This window comes from Lysobacter sp. CA199 (assembly GCF_052078715.1).
Lineage (GTDB): Bacteria > Pseudomonadota > Gammaproteobacteria > Xanthomonadales > Xanthomonadaceae > Lysobacter.
This window is the reverse complement of sequence record NZ_JBQJIL010000010.1, coordinates 26,218-48,441: the sequence shown is the minus strand read 5'-3', so window position 1 is coordinate 48,441 and position 22,224 is coordinate 26,218. Positions and strand designations below refer to the sequence as shown.

Genomic DNA, 22,224 nt, shown 5'->3' with positions numbered 1-22,224 from the left:
ACATGCCGCCTCATTGGGCCTCGAGAGCTTTTGTGGGAGGGGCTTTCAGCCCCGACGGTTTGTGGCCTGAGTCGAACCGGTGTCTGAATCGGCGTACCCACCGCCGCTGGACCAACACCGAGCCGACCATCCGCGAACGTGGCCAGCGCGCAAGCGCGATCGTATGCTTCCGCTATCGCCGGCCGCGCCGGCAGGCCGCAGCGCGCGGCGGGAGAGGGGTTTGAACGATCAGATCAACCAACTGGTGCAGTCCGCCGGTCTGGCTTCGCGCGCCGGCCGCTGGCAGGAGGCCGAGCGGCTGTGGAATCAGGTCCGCGCGCTCGCCCCGCAACATCCGCAGGCGCTGTACAGCCTGGGCATCCACGCCCTGCAACGCGGCGATAGCGCCGGCGCGCTCGAGCTGCTGCAAGCCGCGCATCAGGCCGCGCCCAACGACCCGATGATCCTGCTGTCGATCGGCATGATTCAGCGCGAGCGCGGTCAGCACGACGGCGAGTGGGAGGCCATCAACGCCGCGCTCGCGCTCGATGCCTACTTCCTGCCCGGACTGTTGGCCAAGGCCGCCTGGTTCGAGCGCCAAGGCCACGCGCGCGCGGCCGCGCAGGCCTACGTAAACGCGCTGACCGTCGCGCCGCCTCAGCCGCATTGGCCGGAGATGCTTAAAGCGCAGTTGCTGCATGCGCAGACCAAGGTCGCTCAGCACCGCGAAGAATTCGCCGAGTACCTGGCCCACCGCGTCGGCGGACCGCGCGCTGCGCTGGAAGCCGGCGCACTCGGCCGTTGGGACGAGGCGGCTTCGATCATTGTCGGCCGGACCAAGCCCTACCACGCCGATTGCAACCAGTTATGCGTGCCGCGCTTGCCGGCGATTCCGTTCTTCGATCGCGAACAATTCGCATGGGTGCCGGAACTGGAAAGCCGCACCTACGACATCCTGCGCGAAATGCGCGAGGTGCTGCGCAACGAGCAGGCCGAGTTCACCCCATACATCGAGTACCAGCCCGGCGATCCGGTCAACCAGTGGCGCGAACTCAATCATTCGCGACGCTGGAGCACCTACAAGCTGTGGAGCTATTCCCAGCCCGTGCATGAGCACCTGGCCCATTGCCCGCAGACCCGCGCAGCGCTGGAAGCGGTGGAGATGGCCACCATCACCGACGTCTGCCCCAACGCGATGTTCTCCGCGCTGGCGCCGCACACCCACATCCCGCCGCACCACGGTGAGACCAATGCGCGCCTGGTCGTGCACCTGCCGCTGATCGTGCCGGAGAAATGCACCTACCGCGTGGGCTTCGAACGGCGCGAGTGGAAGGTCGGCGAAGTATTGATCTTCGACGATTCGATCGAACACGAAGCGCGCAACGACAGCGACGAGCTGCGGGTGGTGCTGATCTTCGACGTGTGGAATCCGCTGCTGTCGCTGGCTGAGCGCGAGATGGTCAACGCGATGATGGGCGCGCATCGGGATTTCTTGGCGGGCCGCTGAGATCGTTCCAGGACTTGCGCTAAGCGAAAACCACGAGGGCGGGCGAGACGACGGCGAATCGCGCCGTCGTCTCGCCCGCCCTCGGCGTTTGGGTGCATGACCTTGAGCCAATCGCGGACAAAAAAAGGCGGGCCGAAGCCCGCCTTTGAATGACTCGGATTACGTGTTTCTTATCAGAAGCGGAACTTGATACCCATGGTGTAGTAGCGACCCAGGGTGTCGTAGAACTGCGGGAACGTGTTGCCGCTGTTGACCGCGGTGCTGCCGATGTTGCTGCCCACCACCGGCGGCTGCTTGTCGGCCAGGTTGGCCACGGTGAGCGTCACGCGGGCGTTCCACGGCAGTTCGTAGGCCATCGACAGATCGAAGTAGTCGTACGCATCGATCGAACGGTAGGCATCGAACCAGGGCTTGTTGCTCGGCTCGACGTCGAGGGCGCTGAGGTGGCGCCAGTTCAGACCGAGTTCGAAGTCCTTGATCGACCACACCGCGCGGAAGTTCGACTTGTAGTCGTAGATGATGCCCGCGACGGTGTTGCACGCCGTGCTGTAGTAGCCCAGGCAGTCGCGGACCGGGGTGATCGACGAGGCCTTGAAGTCGAAGGAGTCGGTCTTGGTCAGATCCAGGGCGAAGTCCAGTCGGCCCCACTCGTTCGACATCTCGAAGCCGTAGCGAACGCCCAGATCCCAGCCCGCGGTCTCGACGCGGCCGTCGTTGGTCAGTTCCAGGAACGGACCGCGCGCGTCGCCGTCGATGCCGCCGCTGATCGCGTCGCGCGAGCCGATCATCTGCTGGCAGAATGGGTTGTTGATGTCCCGGGTCGGATTGAACGCCGCGCTGTAGCAGTTGTTCAGCACGTCCTCGAGGGTGCGGCTTTCGATCGCCTGGTCGATCTTGATCTTCCAGTAGTCCAACGTGATCGAGAAGTCTTCTGACGGCTGCCAGACCAAGCCGAGCGTCTGCGTGTCGGCCGTTTCCGGTCCGAGCAGCGGGTTGCCGCCCTGGAAGATGTTGGCCTGATAGGCGCTGGGCTCGCTGACCTCGCCGACCGCGCTCAGCGGCACGCCGGTCTGCATGCACAGGTTCGTCAAGGTACCGGCCACGCCGACATCGCCGAGGTTCATGTTGTCGAACTGGCACGGATCGGCGTCGGCGTTGTCGAGCTGGGTGATGATCGGCAGGAACAGCTCGTTGACGTTCGGCGCGCGGGTCGCGCGCTGGAACATGCCGCGGAAGCGCAGTTGTTCGATCGGCGACCATTCCAGGCCGTACTTGTAGCTGCCGTAGGAGACGTCGGTCGGGCCGGACTTGAACTGACTGCGACGATAGCCGCCTTCGAAGTTCAGCGCGTGGGCGCCGGTCTTGCCGCTGATGATCGGAGCGATAACTTCGACGTAAGCCTCTTTCAGGCTCAGTTGGCCGTCGATGTCCGGGTTCGCGCTGCCGGCACCGAGTACTTCCAAGGGATCGCGCGATGCCGCATCGGCGCGGTTCTGCGCGGTGACCTTGCGTCCTTCCAGACCGAATGCGAGACCGATCGGATAATCGGCCCACGGGCTCTTGAAGTTGTCACCGAGATCGCCGTTGACCGACCCGGACCAGACTTCCTGTTCGACTCGCTGGGTGGCGAAGGTCAACACTTCGAGGAATTTCTTCGAGTCGGCAGTGATCGAGCCTTCCACACCCCACAGATTCAGCGGGCGGCAGCCATTGAGCGGATTCAGGCAGTTGACGCCGTCGATCGACTGCAGCGACTGCTCGACCTTGCTCTTGGCCAGGAAGCCGCCCTGTACGAGCAACTGATCGGCTTCGCCGTGCGACCAGTAGGCGTCGTAACGCCAGCGGTCGTTGATCGCGCCGCGCAGACCGACGGTGCCCTGGAAGGTCTTGTTCTGGAAGTCCGAGTAGCGGGTTCCCAATTCGGTCGTACGGCGGAAGATGCCGGTGGTGACCGTGTCGGTGCTGCCGCGTGTGCAATTGATGCCGGGTGCGCCGAATTCGGCGCACAACTGTTGGCGCGCGGCGTCGGGGATCAGCGGGTTGCCGACGTTGTAGGTGAAGGTGTCGCCGAACAGGCCGCCCGGGGCGATCTGCGAGAACACGTTCGAACGGGTGTACAGCGCCTGGGCGTAGGCTTCGGCGTGCTCGTTGATCTCGTAACGGGCGAGCGTAGTGGCCTGCCAGCGGTCGAGCGCGGTCTGGTTGAAGTTGAACGGATTGAAGTTGAACGGCACGGTCCGACCGGTGAACGCGCCGGTGGCCGGGTCAATGTGGCCCAAGCGGGTTACGCGAGTCGGGATGCCGGTGCCGGAGCCGCCGGGGTCGCCGCTGAGCGAGTCGAAGTTGAATTCGCTGAAGTCGCGCGCGCCCTGCAGCAGCGGATCGTTGTCGGTTTTGCTCAGGCTCAGCACGACGTTGCCGCGGCCGTCGTCTAGATTGACGCCCATGGTTACGTCGGTGTTGCGGCGATCGGCGTCCTGCTTGCTGGACTGGCCGTAGCTGGTGTTGACCTCGATGCCTTCGAAGTTGCGCTTGAGCACGAAGTTGAGCACGCCGGCGACGGCGTCTGCGCCGTACACCGCCGAAGCGCCGCCGGTGACCACGTCGACGCTGTCGATCAAGGCGATCGGAATGACGTTGGTATCGACCACGCCCTGCAGATTGAACGGAACCACGCGGCGACCGTCCATCAGCACCAGGGTGCGGTTGGAGCCGAGGCCGCGCAGATCGACGGTTGCGCCGCCGTTGGTGCCGTTGTTGGTGCCTGGGCCGATCGACGGCACCGCGCCGGGCATCAACTTCAGGAAGTCTTCGGCCGAAGAGGGCTGGATACGATCGATCTCTTCGCGATCGACGGTCATGACCGGGCTGTTGGTGGTCAGGCCCGGAATCGAAATACGCGAGCCGGTGACCTGGATGCGGTCCAGGGTGGTGGCGTCTTCAGCGGCCGGCGCGGCGGGTGCCGCGGCGTCCTGGGCGGAGGCCAGGCCGGTACCGGCCAGGCTGGTCGCGCCCACGCACAACGCGAATACGATCGCATCGCGCAATTTGGTGGTCTTCAGGGTCATCTCTCTCTCCAAGTCTGTCCTGAAACGAACGGGTCCCATGCAAAGGAGCTAGCCAAACGGCGCATAACTGAAGGCCTAAATTGGCAAAGCCGGCCCGATAGTAGACGGCTTGGAGAAATAATTAAAGTGTTGTTAAAGGCCGGTTCCTGTCGCATGAGGCATTGCGACGGCGTTGGCGTTGGCATAAAAAAACACGGCTCCCGAGGGAGCCGTGTTTGTTGTTGCGGTGCAGCAGAATTACTTAGAAGCGCTGCTGGTACTTCATGTACACGAAGCGGCCGATGTCGAACTCGCCGTTGTAGACCGTGTTGGCGTTGGGCTGCGAGTACATCTGCGGACCCAGGTGGTTGAACACGTTGTTGGCGCCGATCGAGACAGTGGCGTTCCACGGCACCGACACGCGGACCTGCAAGTCGTGGAAGGTGTTGCTGCCCAGCTTGTTGATCGGACGGGTCTGCGACGGGTTAGCGGCGCGGTAGCCCGGATCGCTGCACTCTTCCGGGAACGAAACCGCGCTCAGGCAGGTTTCCTTCAGGCCGGAGTAGTAGCGCGCGCCCCAGGTAACGCCGACGGCGCCCTTGGTCCAGCTCAGGTTGGCGTTCGAACGGATGCGGAAGTTCGAACCGGCCGAGCTGGCGAAGCCCACGTTCTGCTGCGGCAGGACGCCCGCGGCATCGGTGGTCTTGAACTCGTCGCGCACGACGTAGGTGTTCTGCCAGTTCAACACGAAATTACCGATGCTCGTGTCGAAGCGGTAGTTGACGTCGAAGTCGAAGCCTTCGGTTTCCTGGTAGCCGGCGTTACGCGTGCTCAGCTGCATGCTGTTGACGATGCCCAGCACCGGATCGCGGGTGAAGCTGGCGCAGCGCGATGCGATGTTCTGCACGTAGCAGTCGCTGAGCATCTGACCGGCGGTGTCGGCGACGATCGTGTTCTCGATGCGGATCTTCCACCAGTCCAGGCTCATGCCCAGGCCCTGGATGAAGTCCGGGCTCCACACTAGGCCCAAGGTCTTGGACTCGGAGGTTTCCGGGGTCAAGTTCGGATTGGCCACGCCCTGGAAGAACGGGATCGGAGTCTGCGGCTGAGCGCTCTGCGTGGTTACGAAGCCCTGCTGCAACTGGCGGAAGGCCGCGTAGTTGGAGATCGCCGATGCGCAACGGCCGCGGGCGGCCGCGTCGGTACGAGCGGCGCCGTTCACCGGATCGCAGGGATCGGTGTAGAACACGAAGCTCTGCGAACCGCCGCCGTACAGATTGGCGATGGTCGGCGCGCGGAAGCCCTCAGCCCAGGTACCACGGACCAACAAGCTGTCGATCGGCTTCCACTTGAAACCGAACTTGCTGTTGACCGTGTCGCCGAAGGTGTCGTAGTCGGAGTAGCGGCTGGCCAGGCTGAAGCTCAGCTCCTTGGCGCCGATGACGTCGGACAGCACCGGGATCTGGAGCTCGGCGTACAGTTCGTCGACGGTGTAGCCGCCTTCGGTCGGACGCGAAGCCAGGTTGGTCGAGTTACCGCTGACCGACAGCGCATCCGGGGTGAACGCGCCGCGCTCGCGACGGTGTTCGGCGCCGACCGCGAAGGCCAGATCGCCGCCCGGCAGCGCGAACAGCGAGCCGGTCAGGTTGGCGCTGACGACCTGGGTGGTGGTTTCGCCGGTCGCATGCTCTTCCTGGAACAGGTAGTCCTGCAGCGCCTGGTTGCCGGTCAAGCCGCCCGGGCCGTTGACGCCGAAGGCCAGGAACGGATTCCACGGCACGCACTGGCCGGCATCCGGGCCGATGGCGATCGGCGCGGCGGCCGTGCCGCACTGGACCTGGCCGTTGGCGTTGAGGAACGACGGACCCACGGCGCGACCGACGTTGGCCAGATTGAGGTTGCCGTAGCTGGACTGCACGACCTTGTTGCTGCTGTGCAGGTAGCTGACGTCCCAGTCGAAGGTGCGGTCGGCGAACTCGAAGGTGCCTTCGATCGCGCCGGTAATGCGCAGCTGGTCCATGTCGCTGCTGGAGGTGCGCGGCACTTCCCAGGTACGGCGCCACCAGTTGCTGATGGTCTGGCCGGGCAGCGGATTGAAATAGCTGTTCGGATCGACCGAGACGTTGGTGGTGCGGTTGTTGAACGTGATCGACTGGAACGGATAGCCGGCGACCGTGCGGTCGGCGGTGCGGTTGGTGTACGCCGCATCGCCGCGGAAGCGGATGCTGTCGGTGATGTCGTACGAACCGCTGATGTAGATCGACTTGCGTTCCAGCGGGGTGCGCAGGTCGGTCTGCGAGTTGGTGTTGCTGACGTCGCCGTTCGGTGCGGTTTGGTTCTGCAGGCGGTAGCTAGCCGGATTGCGCGGGTCCGAACCCTGGTTCAGGGTCAGTCGCACTTCGCGGCGCGGATTGGTGCCAGAGGCCGGCGGATAGGTGATGCCCGGGATGGTGTTGACCGTCGGCGAGCTGACGAAGCCGCCGTGCTGGCTGACCGGCGTCCAGCTCAGGTTCGGATGGTACTGACCCAGCGGGAACTCGGAGAACTCGCGGTCGCTGGAGCGGACGGCGTCTTCCTTGGCGTACTCGGCCACGGCGGTGAACGAGCCGCGATCGCCGCGGGCGCCCATCACCAGGTCGACCTTCTGGATGGTGCCGTCGCCTTCGCCGTACTGGCCGTAGTAGGCGCTGGCCTGCATGCCTTCGTAGTTGGTGCGGGTGATGATGTTGACCACGCCGCCGATGGCGTCGGAGCCATAGATCGAGGAGGCGCCGTCCTTCAGCACTTCAACGCGTTCCACAGCCGCGGCCGGAATGGTCGAGATGTCCTGCAGGCCGCCGGTGGTGACGCCCAGGCGCTTGCCGTTGACCAGCACCAGGGTGCGGTTGGCGCCGAGGTTGCGCAGGCTGATGAACGAACCGCCGACCGCTTCACCGGCCGACAGCGGCGATGCGCGCGAGAGCGTAGGGGTACCGGCCGCGGAGATGTTCTGCAGAATGTCGGCGACCGACTGGAAGCCCTGCTGTTCGATCTGCGCGCGGCTGATGCTGAGCACCGGCTGCGAGGTTTCGATATCCACTTGGCGGATACGCGAACCGGTCACTTCGACGCGGTCGAGCGTGGTGGCTTCTTTCTGAGCGTCAGTGCTCGCTTCCTGTGCTACGGCGCCGCCGGCGATCGCCGTCGTGCCCACCGCGAGAGCGAAGGTGATCGCGTCGCGGAGCTGGGTGGTCTTGAAAGTCATTCTCTCTCTCCGAAAATCGGTCTGATGTACCCGTGTTGCCCGGCCGGAAGCGTCAAATAAAACGCCAAGACCAGCAAGGTTCGCCGATGCTAACCGTCAGGTCGGAAAAATTAAAGTGTCGTTAAGTGTCGGATTGTGACGTCCCCGAAAGAGCCGCTTCGCGGTGCCGCGACCGTACTTTTGCGTACTTTTGCTCCTGCGGCCTGGCATTAACTGGATGAAATTGTGGGGAATTTCCCTATTCATTCGGCCGTAGGCAGGCTGGCGGCGAGGGCTTCGCAGGCGCGGGCGCGCATGCGCGTTTTCCACAAATGAGCGTCGCCGGGTGCGGCATTGGTACCCTCGTACAAAAACAAACAATTTCGTTCAGGTACGCCCGGGCATGGCGATTGGCACGGCCATAACGCCGTTTGGCCGTAGCGGCGGAGTCCTCGAAGCGGGGTTTGGTGCCGGCCAGGTGCCTCAGTCGGTGCGATCAACGGGCAGGGCGACCATCATCCGGACGCGCAAGCGCAGGCGCACGCCGCGCGATGCCGCGATCATGCGGTGCGCAGCAAGCAGGGGAACTACAGGTCTTGTTCGTAGCGGACGTAGGGCACGGTGCCCTCGTCCTTTTCGCCGTTACCGGGCGCGAACGGATTCTTGCCGCGAGTGACCACGTTTTCGGCGCCGACGGTGAGCTGACCGCTCCAGGGCGTGCGCCAGGTCAGGCCGACGCCGAGGCCTTCCCATTGACCCGGCTGGCCGGGCGTATCGACCACGCGGCCGACGATATTGGCACCGAAATTGCCGTAGCCGGCGCCGATGGTGATGCTCTTGCTGCTCCAGCGATCGGCCAGACCGGGCATTTCGCCGGCCGGAATCAGCTTGGCGCGGGCCCAGGTGCCGCCGATGGAGACCATCGCCTCGCGGCCGATGTTCTTCTGACCGTAGACGGTAAGGGTGTTCTGATCGACCCGACTGGTGCGGTTGTTGGGGCTGAGCCAGCCGGGCAGGGTGTCGCGGCCCGAACCGAGCGTCACGCCGACCCGTCCGCCAGGACGGCTGAGGCTGACGCCCGCGCCGATCTGGCGGCTGCTGTCGCGATCGTCGTCGTCGAGCGCGGCGAGCATGCAGTGATTGGCGAGGTTGCCGATCGCGCCGGCCAGGCCGGTTTTGCGGTCGCAGACCAGGCCCAGGCCGTCGCCGGAATCGAGGCCCAATGCGGCGTCGAAGGTGTTGGCGCCGACTTTCCAGCGCGCGGCGGCGGCCTTGTCGGCCGGCTCGAGCTGCAGCAGGTACTCCAGCTTGCCGTTGTTCTGGTTCCACACCGGCAAATACGTGGTGTCGTGCTTGGCCTGCGCGTGCGCACCCGTCGCCACGCCTAGGGCGAGCGTCAGGACTAGCGGCAACTGGCGCAGGTGTTTGAGCATCGAAAGTCGTTGAGCGCGGACCGTGGTTAAGACCGGATGAAACCGGTCGAGTTCCCCATTTCTCAAAATCGACTATAGCCGGTTTATGTTTATTTAACAATCGGAAAACGGTCCCAGAACCGCGTCCCGCCGACCGTCGGCAGGGTCACTGTACCCGTTGCGGGGCCTGGATTTCAGCGGCCGCGGCGGCGAACAGACCGGCAATTTGGTTACGGTCGAAACGATAGCTCTGGCCACAGAACTCGCAGCGGATGTGGGCCTCGCCATCGGCCGCGGTCGCGGCGGCATCGGCCTCCTCGCGGCCGAGCGAGACCAGCATGGCCTCGACCCGCTCGCGCGAGCACGAGCAGGCGAAGCTCAGCGGCTTGCCGCCCAATAGCTGCACACCGTCTTCGTGGAACAGGCGGGTCAGCAGGGTCTGGGTCGGCAGTTCCAGCAATTCGTCCGTGCTCAGGGTGTCGAACAGCGCCCCGACCCGGGCCCAGCCATCATCGTCGCCCTCGTCACCGGGGAGCTTTTGCAGCATCAGCCCGGCCGCCTGCCGCTCGTCGGCGGCCAGCAACAGCCGGGTGGGCAATTGTTCGGATTGACGGAAATAGTCTTCGAAGGCGCCGGCCAGGGAGTCCGATTCCAGCGACACCAGGCCTTGGTAACGGACCGGATCGCGGCCGTGCAGGGCCGGATTCTCGATGGTGATGGCGAGCATCGCCTGCGGGCCGAGGTCGCGCAGATCGCGCGAGACCTCGCCGCCGTCCTCGGCCAATTGGACGATGCCGCGCAAGGTGCCGGCCGCGGTGCATTCGGCAAACAGAGTCCGCAGTGCGCCTTCGCCGCGCAATTGCACCGACAGGCGCCCGTCGACCTTCGCGTGGCCGGTGAACAACGCCGCGGCTACCGCGGCCTCGCCGAGCATCTCGGCCGCCGCCGCCGGGTACTGCGCACGCTCGCGGATCTGCTGCCAGGTATCGTGCAGGCGCACCCGCACGCCGCGCACGCCGGCGGTTTCGATGATGAAGCGGGTCAGGCGGTCGCTCTCGTCGGATGGGGCGGCCTGGAGCGGGGCGGTTGGTGATGAGGCGGGGTCGGTCATGGTCGTACTCTGGAATCGCCGTGCGTCGATCGCGTGCCGACGAACGCGGCGGGCGCGGCTTCGCGGATAATGCGCACGTGCCTGTGAAGGGGAGAGGGTAGCAATGCGGTCGCGACCGGAACGTAGTTCGCCCATGGTTGGACCCGAACTACGACGGGCCATCCGCCTTGGCGCAAGAGTGGGGACGGAGGCGCCGCGGTGCAAGGCTTGACCGACCGTGCCACCGCCGCGCCGCTGCCGGCGTCCGCCGCGCCGCCCTCGCGCCGCCGCCGCTGGTTGCGTTGGCTACTGGCCTTGCCGTTCCTGTTCGCGCTGGCCTCGATCCTGCAGGTGGTCACGCTGCGCTTCATCGATCCGCCGTTCTCGGCGTTCATGATGATCCGCCAGTTCGACGCCTGGGCTTCGGGCGATTTCGGCTTCCGCATGGCCCACGACTGGCGCGATCTGGACGAGATCTCCAGCAACGTGCCGGTGGCCCTGGTGGCCTCGGAAGACCAGAACTTCGCCGAGCATTTCGGTTTCGACCTCAAGGCGATCGAGAAGGCGCGCAAGAACAACGAGCGCGGCCGCAAGGTCCGCGGCGGCAGCACCATCAGCCAGCAGACCGCCAAGAACCTGTTTCTGTGGAGCGGCCGCAGTTGGGTGCGTAAAGGCGTGGAAGCCTGGTACACGCTGCTGATCGAGGCGATGTGGCCCAAGCGCCGGATCATCGAGGTCTACGCCAACATCGCCGAATTCGGCGACGGGGTGTACGGCGCGCAGGCCGCCGCGCGCACCTATTTCCGCAAGGACGCCAGCCAGCTCGGTCCGGCCGAGGCCGCGCGCATGGCCGCGGTGCTGCCCAATCCCAAGCGCTACAGCATCGCCCGGCCCGGTCCGTACGTGCAGCGCCGCGCCGGGGCGATCCAGCGGCAAATGCGCTACATCGGCGGCAGCGGTTACCTCAAGCAGATCGAGTGAGTCCGGGCGATCACGCTCGCGCCGGTGCGGCCGCCGCTAATATGCCGGGCATGAACCGCGATCGCGTCACCGTCGTGCTGGCCGCCTTCGACGAAGCGCAGAGCCTGCCCCTGCTGCAGCCGCGCATCGCCGCGGCGCTGGACGCGCTGGCCGCCGACGGCGTCGACGGCCGCATCCTGTATGTCGACGACGGCAGTCGCGACGCCACCTGGAGCATCCTGCAGGCCTTCGCCGCGCACGATCCGCGGGTCGGCCTGCTGCGTCTGTCGCGCAATTTCGGCAAGGAGGCGGCGCTGACCGCCGGGCTGGATCGCGTCGACACCGGCGCGGCGTTGATCCTGGATGCCGACGGCCAGGATCCGCCGGAGCTGATCCCGCAGTTCGTCGCGCGGTGGCGCGAAGGCTACGACGATGTCTACGGCACCCGTCTGGAACGCGAAGGCGAGGGCTGGTTCAAGCGCAGCACCGCGCATGCGTTCTACCGGGTGATCGGCCGGCTCTCGCGCACGCCGATCCCGGCCGACACCGGCGATTTCCGCCTGCTCTCGCCGCGCGCGCTGGACGCGTTGCGGCAGCTGCGCGAACGCCACCGTTTCATGAAGGGCCTGTTCGGCTGGGTCGGTTACAACCGCGTCGGCCTGCCGTACCACCGCGAGGCGCGGGTGGCCGGTCGCAGCAAGTTCAATCTGTGGCGGCTGTGGAATCTGGCTCTGGAGGGCATCACCAGTTTCTCGACCGCGCCGCTGCGGCTGGCGACCTATCTGGGCCTGATCACCGCGCTGGTGGCCTTCGCCTTCGCCGCCAAGGTGGTGCTCAAGGCGCTGCTGTTCGGCGACCCGGTGCAGGGTTGGCCGACGATGATGGCGGTGATCCTGTTCCTGGGCGGCGTGCAACTGATCGCGCTGGGCCTGATCGGCGAATACCTGGGCCGGCTGTACGAGGAATCCAAGCAGCGGCCTTTGTATCTTGTCGACACTTGGCAGCCCGCCGCAGGAGTATCCTCGGGGCAGACCCGCTTTTCCCAGCTCGATCCCCCGCTCGCGGAAGGAGATGGCCGTGCGCACAGTAAGGCAACTGTTGGAGGCGAAAGCCGCTGAGGTGTTCGCGATCGGACCCGACGCGCCGGTGATCGACGCGATCCGGCTGATGGCCGAAAAACGCATCGGCGCGGTGCTGGTGATGGAAGGCGGCCGCTTGGCCGGGATCCTGTCCGAGCGCGATTACGCGCGCAAGATCGTGCTGCAGGGACGTTCGTCTGCCGATACGCCGGTGCGCGACATCATGACCGCGCAGGTGGTCAGCGTCGGCCTGGGCGACAGCGCCGATCGCTGCATGCAGATCGTGACCGACAAACGCATCCGCCATCTGCCGGTATTGGAAGGCGGGCAGGTGGTCGGAGTGGTTTCGATCGGCGACCTGGTCAAGGCGGTGATCGAGGATCAACAGCAGGAACTCGATCATCTGCAGCGCTACATCGCAAGCTGAGGCAGCGCAAGCTGAGGCAGCGCAAGCTGAGGCAGCGCAAGCTGAGGCGCAGCGTCCGCCAAGATGCGGCCCGGCCCGCGCGCGGATTCGCGCGCGCCCACTGCGTCGTGTTCAGCTGCGTCGTCTTCAATTGATCGTATGCGCGGCGCAGCCGGCATCCTTGCCCGGCCCCAGTTCCAATGTCGCCAACAAGGCCGCGGGCGGGGCGATGGCGCCGAGCGCGATCGCCGCGGCGCCGCGCAATCCCAGACGTTTGTAGTCCGGCCGCGCGTTGGGCTGCTTGAAGCTGCCGGTGACGATCAGCGGCGCGCGCAACGACAGCAGGCTGCGGTCCTTGGGCCGCGCACGAACGACCATGTCGAGTTTTTCGTCGCGCAGGTTGATGGTGCCGGTGCCGACCAGCACCGTGTCGCTGGTATCGAAGGCCAGCGATTGCGCGGTCATCACGCCGTCGTTCACGGAGAAGTCGCCGAAGGCACAGCGGATCGGAATCTTGCGGTCGGAGGTCAGCTTGAATTTGATGATCTCGGCCAGGTCGATGCCGGCGAATTCCATCAACAGATTGCTGACCTGGCCCTGGCCCATGCCGACCGCGACGCTGCCGTCACCGCTGCCGAGCATCTTGGCGATGGAATTGCCGCTGCCGCTCAGGGCGATGCGGCCTCCGACCTTGCCGACCGCGTCCTGGCCGAGTTTGATCGTCGGCATCAGCTTGGCCAGCGTCAGGCGGCGCGCTTGAATGTCGGCGCGGGTGCGGATGGTCGGATTGCGCGCGTCCATGGTGATGGTCGAGCGGATGTCGCCGTCGGCGACACCGAAGTTCAGCGGATCGAGTTTGAGCAAGCCGTCTTCTAGCAGTAGATGCGCCTGCATATCGTCCAGCGGCCAGCCGGGCGCGTTGATGCGCGCGGCCTTGAGCTTCACGTCGGCGTCCATCGCGCGCAGTTTGTCGAGCCGGTAAGGCGTATCGGGCAGCAGTCGTGGCTTGGCGTCGAATTGCGCGTTCAACGCGGCCAGCTCGGGATTGCTGGTTTCGCCGCGCCCGGTTTCCGGTGGCGCGCCGATGAAGCCGGCGAGGTCGTCGAAGTCCAGCCGCTTGGAGATCAGATCGGCGCGCAGATACGGGCGCGCGCCGCCGGTGTCGACGCTGGCGTCGCCGGACAGATCGCTGTCGCCGACCTTGCCGGTGAAATCGCGGTAGTTCCAGCGCACGCCGTCGCGCTGCAGGCGACCGTCGAGCGCGTACGGCGGGGTCGGCGGAATCGCCACGCCGATCAGCGGATACAGGTCGGCCAGGTTCTTGCCCGCCAAGGCGAACCGCAGATCGAAGTCGCGCAGATGGAACGGGTCGACCAGTTCGCCGCGCGCATGCGCGCGGGTGGCGCCGGCCGCGGCGCGAAGGTTCAAACGATAGGGGCGTTGCGCCTGGCTCAGTTCCAACGGCGATTCGGCGCGGCCTTGCAGGGTGAAGGCGCTGTTCTTCCAGCGGCCGCCGCCTTCGACGTCGACCGGCGGCGCGGCGTCCTCGCGGCGCGGCGGACGGCTGTTCACGGCCAGGCGAATATCGGTCTTGCCGGCGGCATCGAGGAATTCCATGCGGCCGTCTTCGATCCATATCTTGCGGAACTTCGGCAACTCGCCGCCGCCGCCGCGTTCGAACACCCAGTTGCCGCCGTGCGAGGGATCGGTCTGCAGGTTCACCCGCGGCTGGGTCAGTCGGATCTGCGGAATGCGGACCTCGCCCTTGAGCAAGGGCCAGAACTCGATCGACAGTTCCAGCCGTTGCGCGGTCGCCATCATCGGCTGTTTGGCCCACGACGCGTTGGCGAAGCTCAGGGCATCGGCGCGGATCACCGGCACCCGGCCCAGATCGACGTCGAGGTCGCCGGCGATTTCCAGGCGTCGGCCGGTACGCGCTTCGACCTGGCGTTCGATCGGTCCCTTGAACCAGTTCCAATCCCACAGCAGCACCAGCGCGAGGATCGCCAGGGCGATCGCGCCCAGCGCGCTCCACCACCGATGGCGACGGAAAAACCCGCCGCTTTCGCGCGTGGCCGGCGATGGCGGGGTGGATGCGGGCGATGTGGAAGATGTGTTCATCGTTCGATGACGAAGGCCGATCGCCGCGGCGTGGAGCGCGCCGCGATATGGCGCGGTTCGGCCGATGCCGATGTAACCGGTTGGCTCAGATTGGCCCCACCCTCCCCATCCTGCGGTAAAGCGAGGGTGAATACGCCGTGGACGCGCGATGCAGCGTTCAGGCGGCCGGCACGGCGCCAGCGGGCGAGGGCACCACTTGCGAAAGCACCGCGATGTAATGGCAAACGCTGCCGGCGACCACGAACAGATGCCAGATCGCGTGCGAGTACTTCAGCGAAGGCCGGTGATAGAACACCGTGCCGAAGGTGTAGCAGATGCCGCCGGCGAGCAGCCAGCCCAGGGTCCAGGCGTCGAGCGCGTTGAGCAGGGGCTTGATCGCGACCAGCACCAGCCAGCCCATCGCGATGTAGATCAGGGTCGACAGCAGTTTGAAGCGGCCGGTATAGAACAGCTTGAACACGATTCCGGCGAAGGCCAGGCCCCAGATCGCCGCGAACAGCCCCCAGCCCCACGGGCCGCGCAGGCCGATCAAAGTAAAAGGGGTGTAGGTGCCGGCGATCAGCAGATAGATCGCACAGTGGTCGAACACCTTCAGCCGGCCCTTGACCACCGGATGCTGGATCGCGTGATACAGCGTGGAGGCCAGATAGAGCAGCAGCAGACTGATGCCGAACACGATCGCGCTGCCGAGCTGCCAGGCGTCGCCGTGCAGCGCGGCCAGGGTGATCATCACCGCGCCGCCGGCCAGGGCGGCGGTGGCGCCCAGACCGTGAGTCAGGGCGTTGGCGATTTCTTCACGGATCGAATGTTCGCCGTGAGCGGGGGCATGGGCGAGGGTCATGGTCCCTGCATCCTAGCGCGGTCCGGGGCCGATGCTCGCCGCGCAGGCGAACGGCCAGCTTCAGTTAAGGCCGGATCGATGCCGATTCGCGACCCGGATCACGGGTGCGGCGGCCGACGGCCGCTAGCGAAAGGGACGTCTCGCCCGCGTGAGGCATCGGGGCGAACGCGCGGCGCGCCCCGATGCGTGCTCGGCTAGGCCGGTGCGCCGTAACTCGCTCCCGACGGCATGCCGACGATCAGCAAGACGATGCCGACTACATAGATCGCCAAGGGAATCTTGTTTTCGGCGAAATTCATGATCGCGAATACCAACGCGACCAGCGGAATGATCAGCGAACCCAAGCCCCACCAGATGCTCTTGCGGAAGGCGTTGACGACGATCCACAGACCACCGATCAAACACAGCACGACACCCAACCAATACATAACTCCCCCTCGCTTGGACGCCGGATCCTCCGGCGTCTTCGATCCTAGCCAATGGTGCCGCGCAACATGGGCGCGACAGCGGCGGGACGGTCGAGGCGATGCGGCATGCGTTCTGATGGGAGGGACTCGAACGCCGATGGGCGAAGCAGCGTGGCTTCATGGTCGAGCCGGAGCTCAAGCCTCGCCGCGGAGCGTTCTCGCCGCGAGCCGATGGGCCGGATCGGCTCGGGCCGGATCACTCGATCCCGATCACTCGAGTCCGATCAATCAAGCCCGGTCAATCAAGCCCGATCAATCAAGCCCGATCAATCAAGCCCGATCAATCAAGCATGTTCAAACGGCGGATCCGCCGTAGCCGCCGCAGGATCTTATGCGGCTTGGCGAAGCGGTATTCCTCCACTTCGACCAGCAAATCGCAGTCTTCGCCGAAGGCTTCGCGCATCGCGTACAGGCGTCCGTTGCCTTCGAAGGCCAGCCAGCGTTCGCCCTCGCGCACGACCTTGATCTGCGATACCGAGGGAATGATTTCGTTGAGCGCGGCCAGATCGAGCCGCCCGTACGCCAACAGTTCCTCGCGCCGCGCGATCAGCGCTTGCGCCCGCGCGCGGGTCGCCTGCAGCGCCGATTCGCGGTCGATGCGATGGATCGGATGCACAGCCCGCAACGGTGCCATCGCCTGCGCCTTGTCGCTGCGCAGGCGATGGATGTCGACGATGACCTTGCCCATGTAGGCGTCCTTGTAATCGAGCGCGGCGACTTCGCTGCGCTTGCTCAGCAAGTACGCCCACCACCTCGACAGCCATCCCTGGCCCGGCGGCGACATCAGTCGATCGCCACCGCATGCGCGTGTTCGCGCGTGGCCAGGAATTCCACGCCCGGCGCGCGTTCCTGCGCCAGTTGCAGATTGACCCGGGTCGGGGCCAGATAAACCAGCTGCCCGGCCGCATCCACGGACAGGTTCAGCGCGTTCTTGTCGCGGAATTCTTCGAGCTTCTTCGCGTCCGCGCAGCGGATCCAGCGTGCGGTGGCGACGCCGACCTGCTCGAAGCTGGCGTCCACGCCGTACTCGTCCTTCAGGCGGTAGGCGACCACATCGAACTGCAGCACGCCGACCGCGCCGAGGATCAGATCGTTGCTCATCAACGGACGGAAGAACTGGGTCGCGCCTTCTTCCGACAACTGCGCCAGGCCCTTCTGCAACTGCTTGAGCTTGAGCGGATCGCGCAGGCGCGCGCGGCGGAACAATTCCGGGGCGAAGTTGGGGATGCCGGTGAAGGACAGGTTCTCGCCTTCGCTGAAGCTGTCGCCGATCGAGATCGTGCCGTGGTTGTGGATGCCGATGACGTCGCCGGGGAACGCGCTTTCGGCGATCTCGCGATCGCTGGCCATGAAGGTCAGCGCGTTGGCGAGTTTGACTTCCTTGCCCGTGCGCGCGTGGAAGGCTTTCATGCCGGCGCTGAACTTGCCCGAGCAGATGCGCATGAACGCGACCCGGTCGCGGTGCTGCGGATCCATGTTGGCCTGGATCTTGAACACGAAGCCGGTGAGCTTTTCTTCGACCGGCTGGACCTCGCGCACGGTAGATTCGCGCGGCTTGGGCGAGGGCGCGTGTTCGACGAAGAAATCCAGCAGCAGTTGCACGCCGAAGTTATTGACCGCCGAGCCGAAGAACACCGGGGTCTGCGTGCCGGACAGGTACTTGGCCTTGTCGAAGGGATGCGAGGCGCCTTCGACCAGTTCCAACTCCTCGCGCAATTCGGCCAGCATCGGCGCGCCGATGCGCGCTTCCAGGGTGGGATCGTCGATCGAGGCGAAGATGGTCGAGTCCTGGCGGGTGAAGTTGCGACCCTGTTCGTACAGGTGCACTTCGCCGGTGATCAGGTGGACCACGCCCTTGAGGCGCTGGCCCATGCCGATCGGCCAGGTGATCGGCGCGCACTGGATGCCGAGCACGCTTTCCACTTCATCGAGCAGGTCGATCGGGCTTTTGCCTTCGCGGTCGAGCTTGTTGATGAAGGTCATGATCGGCGTGTCGCGCAGGCGGCAGACTTCCATCAGCTTGATCGTGCGTTCTTCCACGCCCTTGGCCACGTCGATGACCATCAGCGCCGAGTCGACCGCGGTCAGCACGCGGTAGGTGTCCTCGCCGAAGTCGGCGTGGCCGGGCGTGTCGAGCAGGTTGATCACGCAGTCCTCGTAGGGGAACTGCATCACCGAGGAGGTCACCGAGATGCCGCGCTCTTTTTCCAGCGCCATCCAGTCGGACGTGGCATGGCGAGCGGCCTTGCGGCCCTTGACCGAGCCGGCCATCTGGATCGCGCCGCCGAACAGCAACAGCTTTTCGGTCAGCGTGGTCTTGCCGGCGTCGGGGTGCGAAATGATCGCGAAGGTGCGGCGGCGGAGGGCTTGTTGGGAGACTTCGGACATGGGAACGGCGCGCCCGGGGCGCGTCGGCAGGTAACGGGGAGGCGGGGAGTATACCCGCGGACCGAGGCAGTGCCCGGGGGCTCCCTGTAGGAGCGGCGCGAGCCGCGACCGCGAATCCCGGCGTCCGGCGCGAGCTTGAGGCCCCGCGGTCGCGGCTCGCGCCGCTCCTACAAGGCTTCGGCCGGTCTAGCGCGCGCCGCTCGACAGCCGCAACGGCCCCTGCGGCCCGGTCATCCGGAAGGGGATCGATTCCAGGCGCATGCCGCGGTTGACCTGGATCGCGAAATGCAGATGCGGGCCGGTGCTGAAGCCGGTGTTGCCCGACAGCCCGATCTGCTGGCCGGCGCGCACGCGCTGGCCCACCCGCACGATCACCCCGCCGTCCTTGAGGTGGGCGTACAGGGCCATGCTGCCGTCGTCGTGCAGGATGCGCACGAAGTTGGCGCGGTCGCCGAACTTCTCCAGGTTCAATCCGGCCTTGTCGAAATCCGATTCGACCTGCATCACCGTGCCCTCGCGCGCGGCCAGCACCGGCGTGCCGATGTCGGCGGCGAAGTCGATCGCGTAGCGGTGCTCGGGCTCGGTGTGGCTGAAATGACCGCCGTAGCCCTGGTCGATGCGGAACTGTTGCTGCTGCAGCGGCAGCAGGTAGTCGGTGTTCCGCGGGCGCGCGCTCGGGTCGCCCGGCACCGAGCGCATGCTCAGTTCGAAATCGCCGCCGCGCGCGGGGTCTTGCGCGCTGAGCACGCTGACCACCGCGCTGCTGCGCGCGGCCAGAGTGGCGCTGGCCGGCAGCAGCGGGCTGCCGATGATGTTGTTGCTGTGGGTGAAATCCAGCCGCACTTCGATCGGCCCGGACAAGGTGTTGTCGGCCCAGGCCAGGTAGCGGTCGCCGTCCTGCTGCACACGCAGCCGGGCGATCGCGCCGGGCTCGGCGCGGAACGGGATCACGGTGACTTCCGACGCCGGCGCCGAGGCCGGTGCGCGGTCGCCGTAGTGGGTAATGCCGTTCTTGTCGGTCCAGCGATACAGCTTGCCCGCGTGTACTGCATGCGCGGCGAGCACGGTCAGGACGATGCAGGCGGCGATGCGGCGTTTGGCGGAGGAAGTCGGACGCGGCATGGTGGAATGAGCGAATGGCTGGGTCGGGATCAATGAGAGCAGGCGGGACGAATCAGTTCAGACAGCCCGGTTGCAGTTGCAAAGCGCGGGCGATATCGCCCAGATCGAACGAAACCACCGAGCGATCGTCGTTGACGGCGTACAGCGCGCCGGTCGGGAACGATTTGGTCCCGGCAGCGTGCAGGACGATGCCGTCGGTGTGCGCGGTGACTTCGCCGCGGAAACTGCCCTGCGACTGCAGGGTATCGCGGTCGAACACGTGGAAGACCGTGTGCGGCATCAACTGGTCGACCGCGATCCAATAACCGGCGCCGCCGGCGCAGTTCCACAGTGCCACGCCCTCGGTCTGCGCGTGGAAGCTGCGGTCGGGCATGTGGCGGCCGGTGTAGCGGCCGGCCAGGGTGTATTCGCGCAGGGTCGACAGGTGGCGCGGGTCTTCGTCGGCGATCAGCAGGCGGTCGTTGGCCGCATCGCCGGAAATCGACTCGACGATGCGCAGCGCGGCGTCCTCGCTGGTATCGCCGAACGCGCCCAGGTATTCGCTGGACAGGCGGTCGTCTTCGTCGAAACGCAAGCGGTAACGGCGCACGCGTTGGTCGAGTTCGGCCAGCGGCGGCACCCGGTCGAACTTGTCGCCGTACATGAAGCTGTCGGTGATGTAGGCCTCCAGTTCGCCCGGCTCGACCTCGTGGAGCCACACGCCGTAGGGGCTGCGCAGCTGCGCCTCGCCGAAACTGGCCAGCGGGGTGAAGCCGGGCAGGCGCAGCACTTGCACGCGGTGGTTGTCGCGTTCGACCACGAACAGATAGTCGCCGAACACCGCCAGCCCGTTGGGACGCTTGAATTGCGCCAGCGCCGCGCCTTTCTCGCCGATGCTGCGCAGGCGTTCGCCGCTGTCGGCGTCGTAGACCGCCAGTTGGTGGGTCGACTTGGCGCTGGCGATCAGCCAGGTGGAGCCGTCCTCGCCCGGCCAAGTCGCCAGTGAGTCCAGTTCGTCCTGCGGGCTGGGCTTGGAGACGAAGCGCTCGGGCACCACCCGCAGGTCCGCAGGACCGGCGCTGACGATGCGCGGGGCGGTGTCCACGACCGGGCGGGTGACGCAGGCAGACAGCAGCAGGCTGGCGAGGGCGGCGGCGACTAGACGGCTATTCATCGCGGCAAGTGTATGCGGGCGCGATGACAACCGGGGCGGCCGGAAACGCTTTGTGACACAGGTCGTGTCGACGCGGGCCGGGCCGGGGTAAATAATAAATCGCTATATGCGGATGAAGCGATTGACATGCCCTCCGGCGCTGGGCAGACTGTGCCCATCCATCGAGACCGGCAGAGGGACAGGCCCTTTGAAGCCGGGGCAACCCAAGGCGGCGCAAGCCGCGTGAAGGTGCCAATTCCTGCGGCCCGCCCGCGCCCATCAGAGGCGTCGAGGCGTTGGTCGGAAGATGGTTGCGAACGCTCGCAGCGATGCGAGTGCGCGACTTGCGAACTCGGTGGCCCCGTTCACTTCGGATGACCGCCATGAGCTTCGCCCCCAGCACCGCCGCCTACGACCGCGCCGACAGCTTCGGCTCTTACTCCGCCGCCGCCGCGCCGATCGCTTTCGAGCGTCCCGGTGCCGGCCGCCACGCCGCGACCCGCGGCGAAGTGCGGGTCGAGCTCGAACTGCGTCATTCCGGCCGCCGCGCGCTGACGCTGCGCTATGAAACCCAGGGCGATGCTTCGCTGCCGGCGGTGTTCGTGGCGGGCGGAATCTCGGCGCACAAGCATTTGTCGCCGAGCCGCGAGTTCGGCGAGCAGGGTTGGTGGGAATGCCAGGTCGGCGCCGGCCGTTCGCTGGATCCGACCCGTTACCACCTGGTGTCCTTCGACTGGATCGGCGCCGACGGTTCGCTCGACATCGCCATCGATCCGACCGACCAGGCCGATGCGATCGCCGCGCTGCTCGACGCGCTGCGGATCGAGCGCCTGCTGGCCTTCGTCGGTTATTCCTACGGCGCGATGATCGGCCTGCAACTCGCCGCGCGTCATCCCGACCGCGTCGGCGAGGTGGTGTCGATCAGCGGCACCCACCGCGCCCATCCGTATGCCGCCGCCTGGCGCGCGCTGCAGCGCCGCGCGGTCGCACTGGGCGCGCTGCAGTGCGACGAAAGCCAGGGCCTGGCCTTGGCGCGCGAACTGGCGGTGCTGAGCTACCGCACTCCGGAAGAATTCGCCGAGCGCTTCGGCGCCGCGCAGGTGGTCGACGGCCGCGTGCGCGTCGCTGCCGAGGACTACCTCGACCATTGCGGCAACAAGTACGTCGCGCGCACCTCGCCGACCGCGTTCTTGCGCCTGTCCGAATCGATCGATCTGCAGCAGGTCGACCCGGCCGCGATCTGCGTCCCGGTCACCGTGGTCGCGGTCACCGAGGATCGGCTGATCCCGTTGAGCGAGTCCTACGATCTGATCGAGCGTCTGCGCGGCGAAACTCGCCTGCGCGTGCTGCGCTCGATCTACGGCCACGACGCCTGCCTGAAAGAACAAGCCCAGATCGACACCATTCTTCGCGAAGCGTTGGCCGACTGTACGTCGGTGGCCGCCTGAGC

16 protein-coding genes and 1 riboswitch are annotated in these 22,224 nt (G+C 66.1%); of the genes, 5 read left to right on the top strand and 11 right to left on the bottom strand.

The features are described 5' to 3' along the window. Nucleotides 1–220: 220 nt before the first annotated feature. Nucleotides 221–1,486, top strand: coding sequence for an aspartyl/asparaginyl beta-hydroxylase domain-containing protein (locus ACTOWJ_RS18770; RefSeq protein ID WP_441336145.1), 1,266 nt, complete (start codon nucleotides 221–223; stop codon nucleotides 1,484–1,486). A 173-nt stretch (nucleotides 1,487–1,659) separates the two neighbouring features. Here the strand turns inward: ACTOWJ_RS18770 and ACTOWJ_RS18765 are convergent, their stop codons facing one another. The 4 genes from ACTOWJ_RS18765 to hslO form a co-directional block, all read right to left on the bottom strand. Continuing rightward, nucleotides 1,660–4,554 carry a TonB-dependent receptor plug domain-containing protein gene (locus ACTOWJ_RS18765; RefSeq protein ID WP_441336144.1) on the bottom strand — a complete coding sequence of 965 codons (2,895 nt, stop codon included), beginning with the start codon at nucleotides 4,552–4,554 and terminating at the stop codon, nucleotides 1,660–1,662. A 241-nt stretch (nucleotides 4,555–4,795) separates the two neighbouring features. After that, nucleotides 4,796–7,777, bottom strand: coding sequence for a TonB-dependent receptor plug domain-containing protein (locus tag ACTOWJ_RS18760; protein ID WP_441336143.1), 2,982 nt, complete (start codon nucleotides 7,775–7,777; stop codon nucleotides 4,796–4,798). A 566-nt stretch (nucleotides 7,778–8,343) separates the two neighbouring features. Next, nucleotides 8,344–9,189, bottom strand: coding sequence for an XOO1806 family protein (locus ACTOWJ_RS18755; RefSeq protein WP_441336142.1), 846 nt, complete (start codon nucleotides 9,187–9,189; stop codon nucleotides 8,344–8,346). Nucleotides 9,190–9,334: 145 nt separating this feature from the next. Beyond that, the gene (gene hslO / locus ACTOWJ_RS18750) at nucleotides 9,335–10,279 is read right to left on the bottom strand and encodes an Hsp33 family molecular chaperone HslO (protein ID WP_441336141.1); all 945 of its coding nucleotides are present in this window, start codon (nucleotides 10,277–10,279) and stop codon (nucleotides 9,335–9,337) included. 234 nt (nucleotides 10,280–10,513) lie between these two features. Here hslO and mtgA point away from each other — a divergent pair, with 234 nt between their 5' ends. The 3 genes from mtgA to ACTOWJ_RS18735 are packed head-to-tail and all read left to right on the top strand — an operon-like array spanning nucleotide 10,514 to nucleotide 12,724. Beyond that, nucleotides 10,514–11,239 (top strand): monofunctional biosynthetic peptidoglycan transglycosylase, encoded by a 726-nt coding sequence (gene mtgA / locus ACTOWJ_RS18745; RefSeq protein ID WP_441336332.1) that lies wholly within the window; start codon nucleotides 10,514–10,516, stop codon nucleotides 11,237–11,239. Between the two features lie 50 nt (nucleotides 11,240–11,289). After that, nucleotides 11,290–12,336, top strand: coding sequence for a glycosyltransferase family 2 protein (locus tag ACTOWJ_RS18740; protein WP_441336140.1), 1,047 nt, complete (start codon nucleotides 11,290–11,292; stop codon nucleotides 12,334–12,336). Beyond that, nucleotides 12,296–12,724: a CBS domain-containing protein gene (locus tag ACTOWJ_RS18735; RefSeq protein ID WP_441336139.1), complete on the top strand. Its 429-nt coding sequence runs from the start codon at nucleotides 12,296–12,298 to the stop codon at nucleotides 12,722–12,724. The genes ACTOWJ_RS18740 and ACTOWJ_RS18735 overlap by 41 nt, the downstream gene beginning before the upstream one ends. A 126-nt stretch (nucleotides 12,725–12,850) precedes the next feature. On the opposite strand, the gene ACTOWJ_RS18730 is transcribed toward ACTOWJ_RS18735, so the two are convergent. The 7 genes from ACTOWJ_RS18730 to ACTOWJ_RS18700 form a co-directional block, all read right to left on the bottom strand. Continuing rightward, nucleotides 12,851–14,824 carry an AsmA family protein gene (locus tag ACTOWJ_RS18730; protein ID WP_441336138.1) on the bottom strand — a complete coding sequence of 658 codons (1,974 nt, stop codon included), beginning with the start codon at nucleotides 14,822–14,824 and terminating at the stop codon, nucleotides 12,851–12,853. Nucleotides 14,825–14,981: 157 nt separating this feature from the next. After that, complete coding sequence (gene trhA, locus ACTOWJ_RS18725) at nucleotides 14,982–15,665, bottom strand: PAQR family membrane homeostasis protein TrhA (protein WP_441336137.1); 684 nt, start codon at nucleotides 15,663–15,665, stop codon at nucleotides 14,982–14,984. 194 nt (nucleotides 15,666–15,859) lie between these two features. Further along, nucleotides 15,860–16,093: a hypothetical protein gene (locus tag ACTOWJ_RS18720; RefSeq protein WP_441336136.1), complete on the bottom strand. Its 234-nt coding sequence runs from the start codon at nucleotides 16,091–16,093 to the stop codon at nucleotides 15,860–15,862. Between the two features lie 319 nt (nucleotides 16,094–16,412). Then, entirely contained in the window at nucleotides 16,413–16,916 is a 504-nt protein-coding gene (locus ACTOWJ_RS18715) for a hypothetical protein (protein ID WP_441336135.1), read from the bottom strand. After that, the gene (locus tag ACTOWJ_RS18710) at nucleotides 16,916–18,520 is read right to left on the bottom strand and encodes a peptide chain release factor 3 (protein ID WP_441336134.1); all 1,605 of its coding nucleotides are present in this window, start codon (nucleotides 18,518–18,520) and stop codon (nucleotides 16,916–16,918) included. The genes ACTOWJ_RS18715 and ACTOWJ_RS18710 overlap by 1 nt, the downstream gene beginning before the upstream one ends. Before the next feature lie 186 nt (nucleotides 18,521–18,706). Next, complete coding sequence (locus ACTOWJ_RS18705) at nucleotides 18,707–19,642, bottom strand: peptidoglycan DD-metalloendopeptidase family protein (protein WP_441336133.1); 936 nt, start codon at nucleotides 19,640–19,642, stop codon at nucleotides 18,707–18,709. Nucleotides 19,643–19,694: 52 nt separating this feature from the next. Continuing rightward, entirely contained in the window at nucleotides 19,695–20,795 is a 1,101-nt protein-coding gene (locus tag ACTOWJ_RS18700) for a phytase (RefSeq protein ID WP_441336132.1), read from the bottom strand. Nucleotides 20,796–20,950: 155 nt separating this feature from the next. Then, nucleotides 20,951–21,088: riboswitch (SAM riboswitch) on the top strand. A gap of 69 nt (nucleotides 21,089–21,157) precedes the next feature. On the opposite strand from ACTOWJ_RS18700, the gene metX reads away from it, so the two are divergent. Then, on the top strand, nucleotides 21,158–22,222 hold the full coding sequence (gene metX, locus ACTOWJ_RS18695; RefSeq protein ID WP_441336131.1) for a homoserine O-succinyltransferase MetX: 1,065 nt from the start codon (nucleotides 21,158–21,160) through the stop codon (nucleotides 22,220–22,222). The last annotated feature ends 2 nt before the right edge of the window (nucleotides 22,223–22,224 follow it).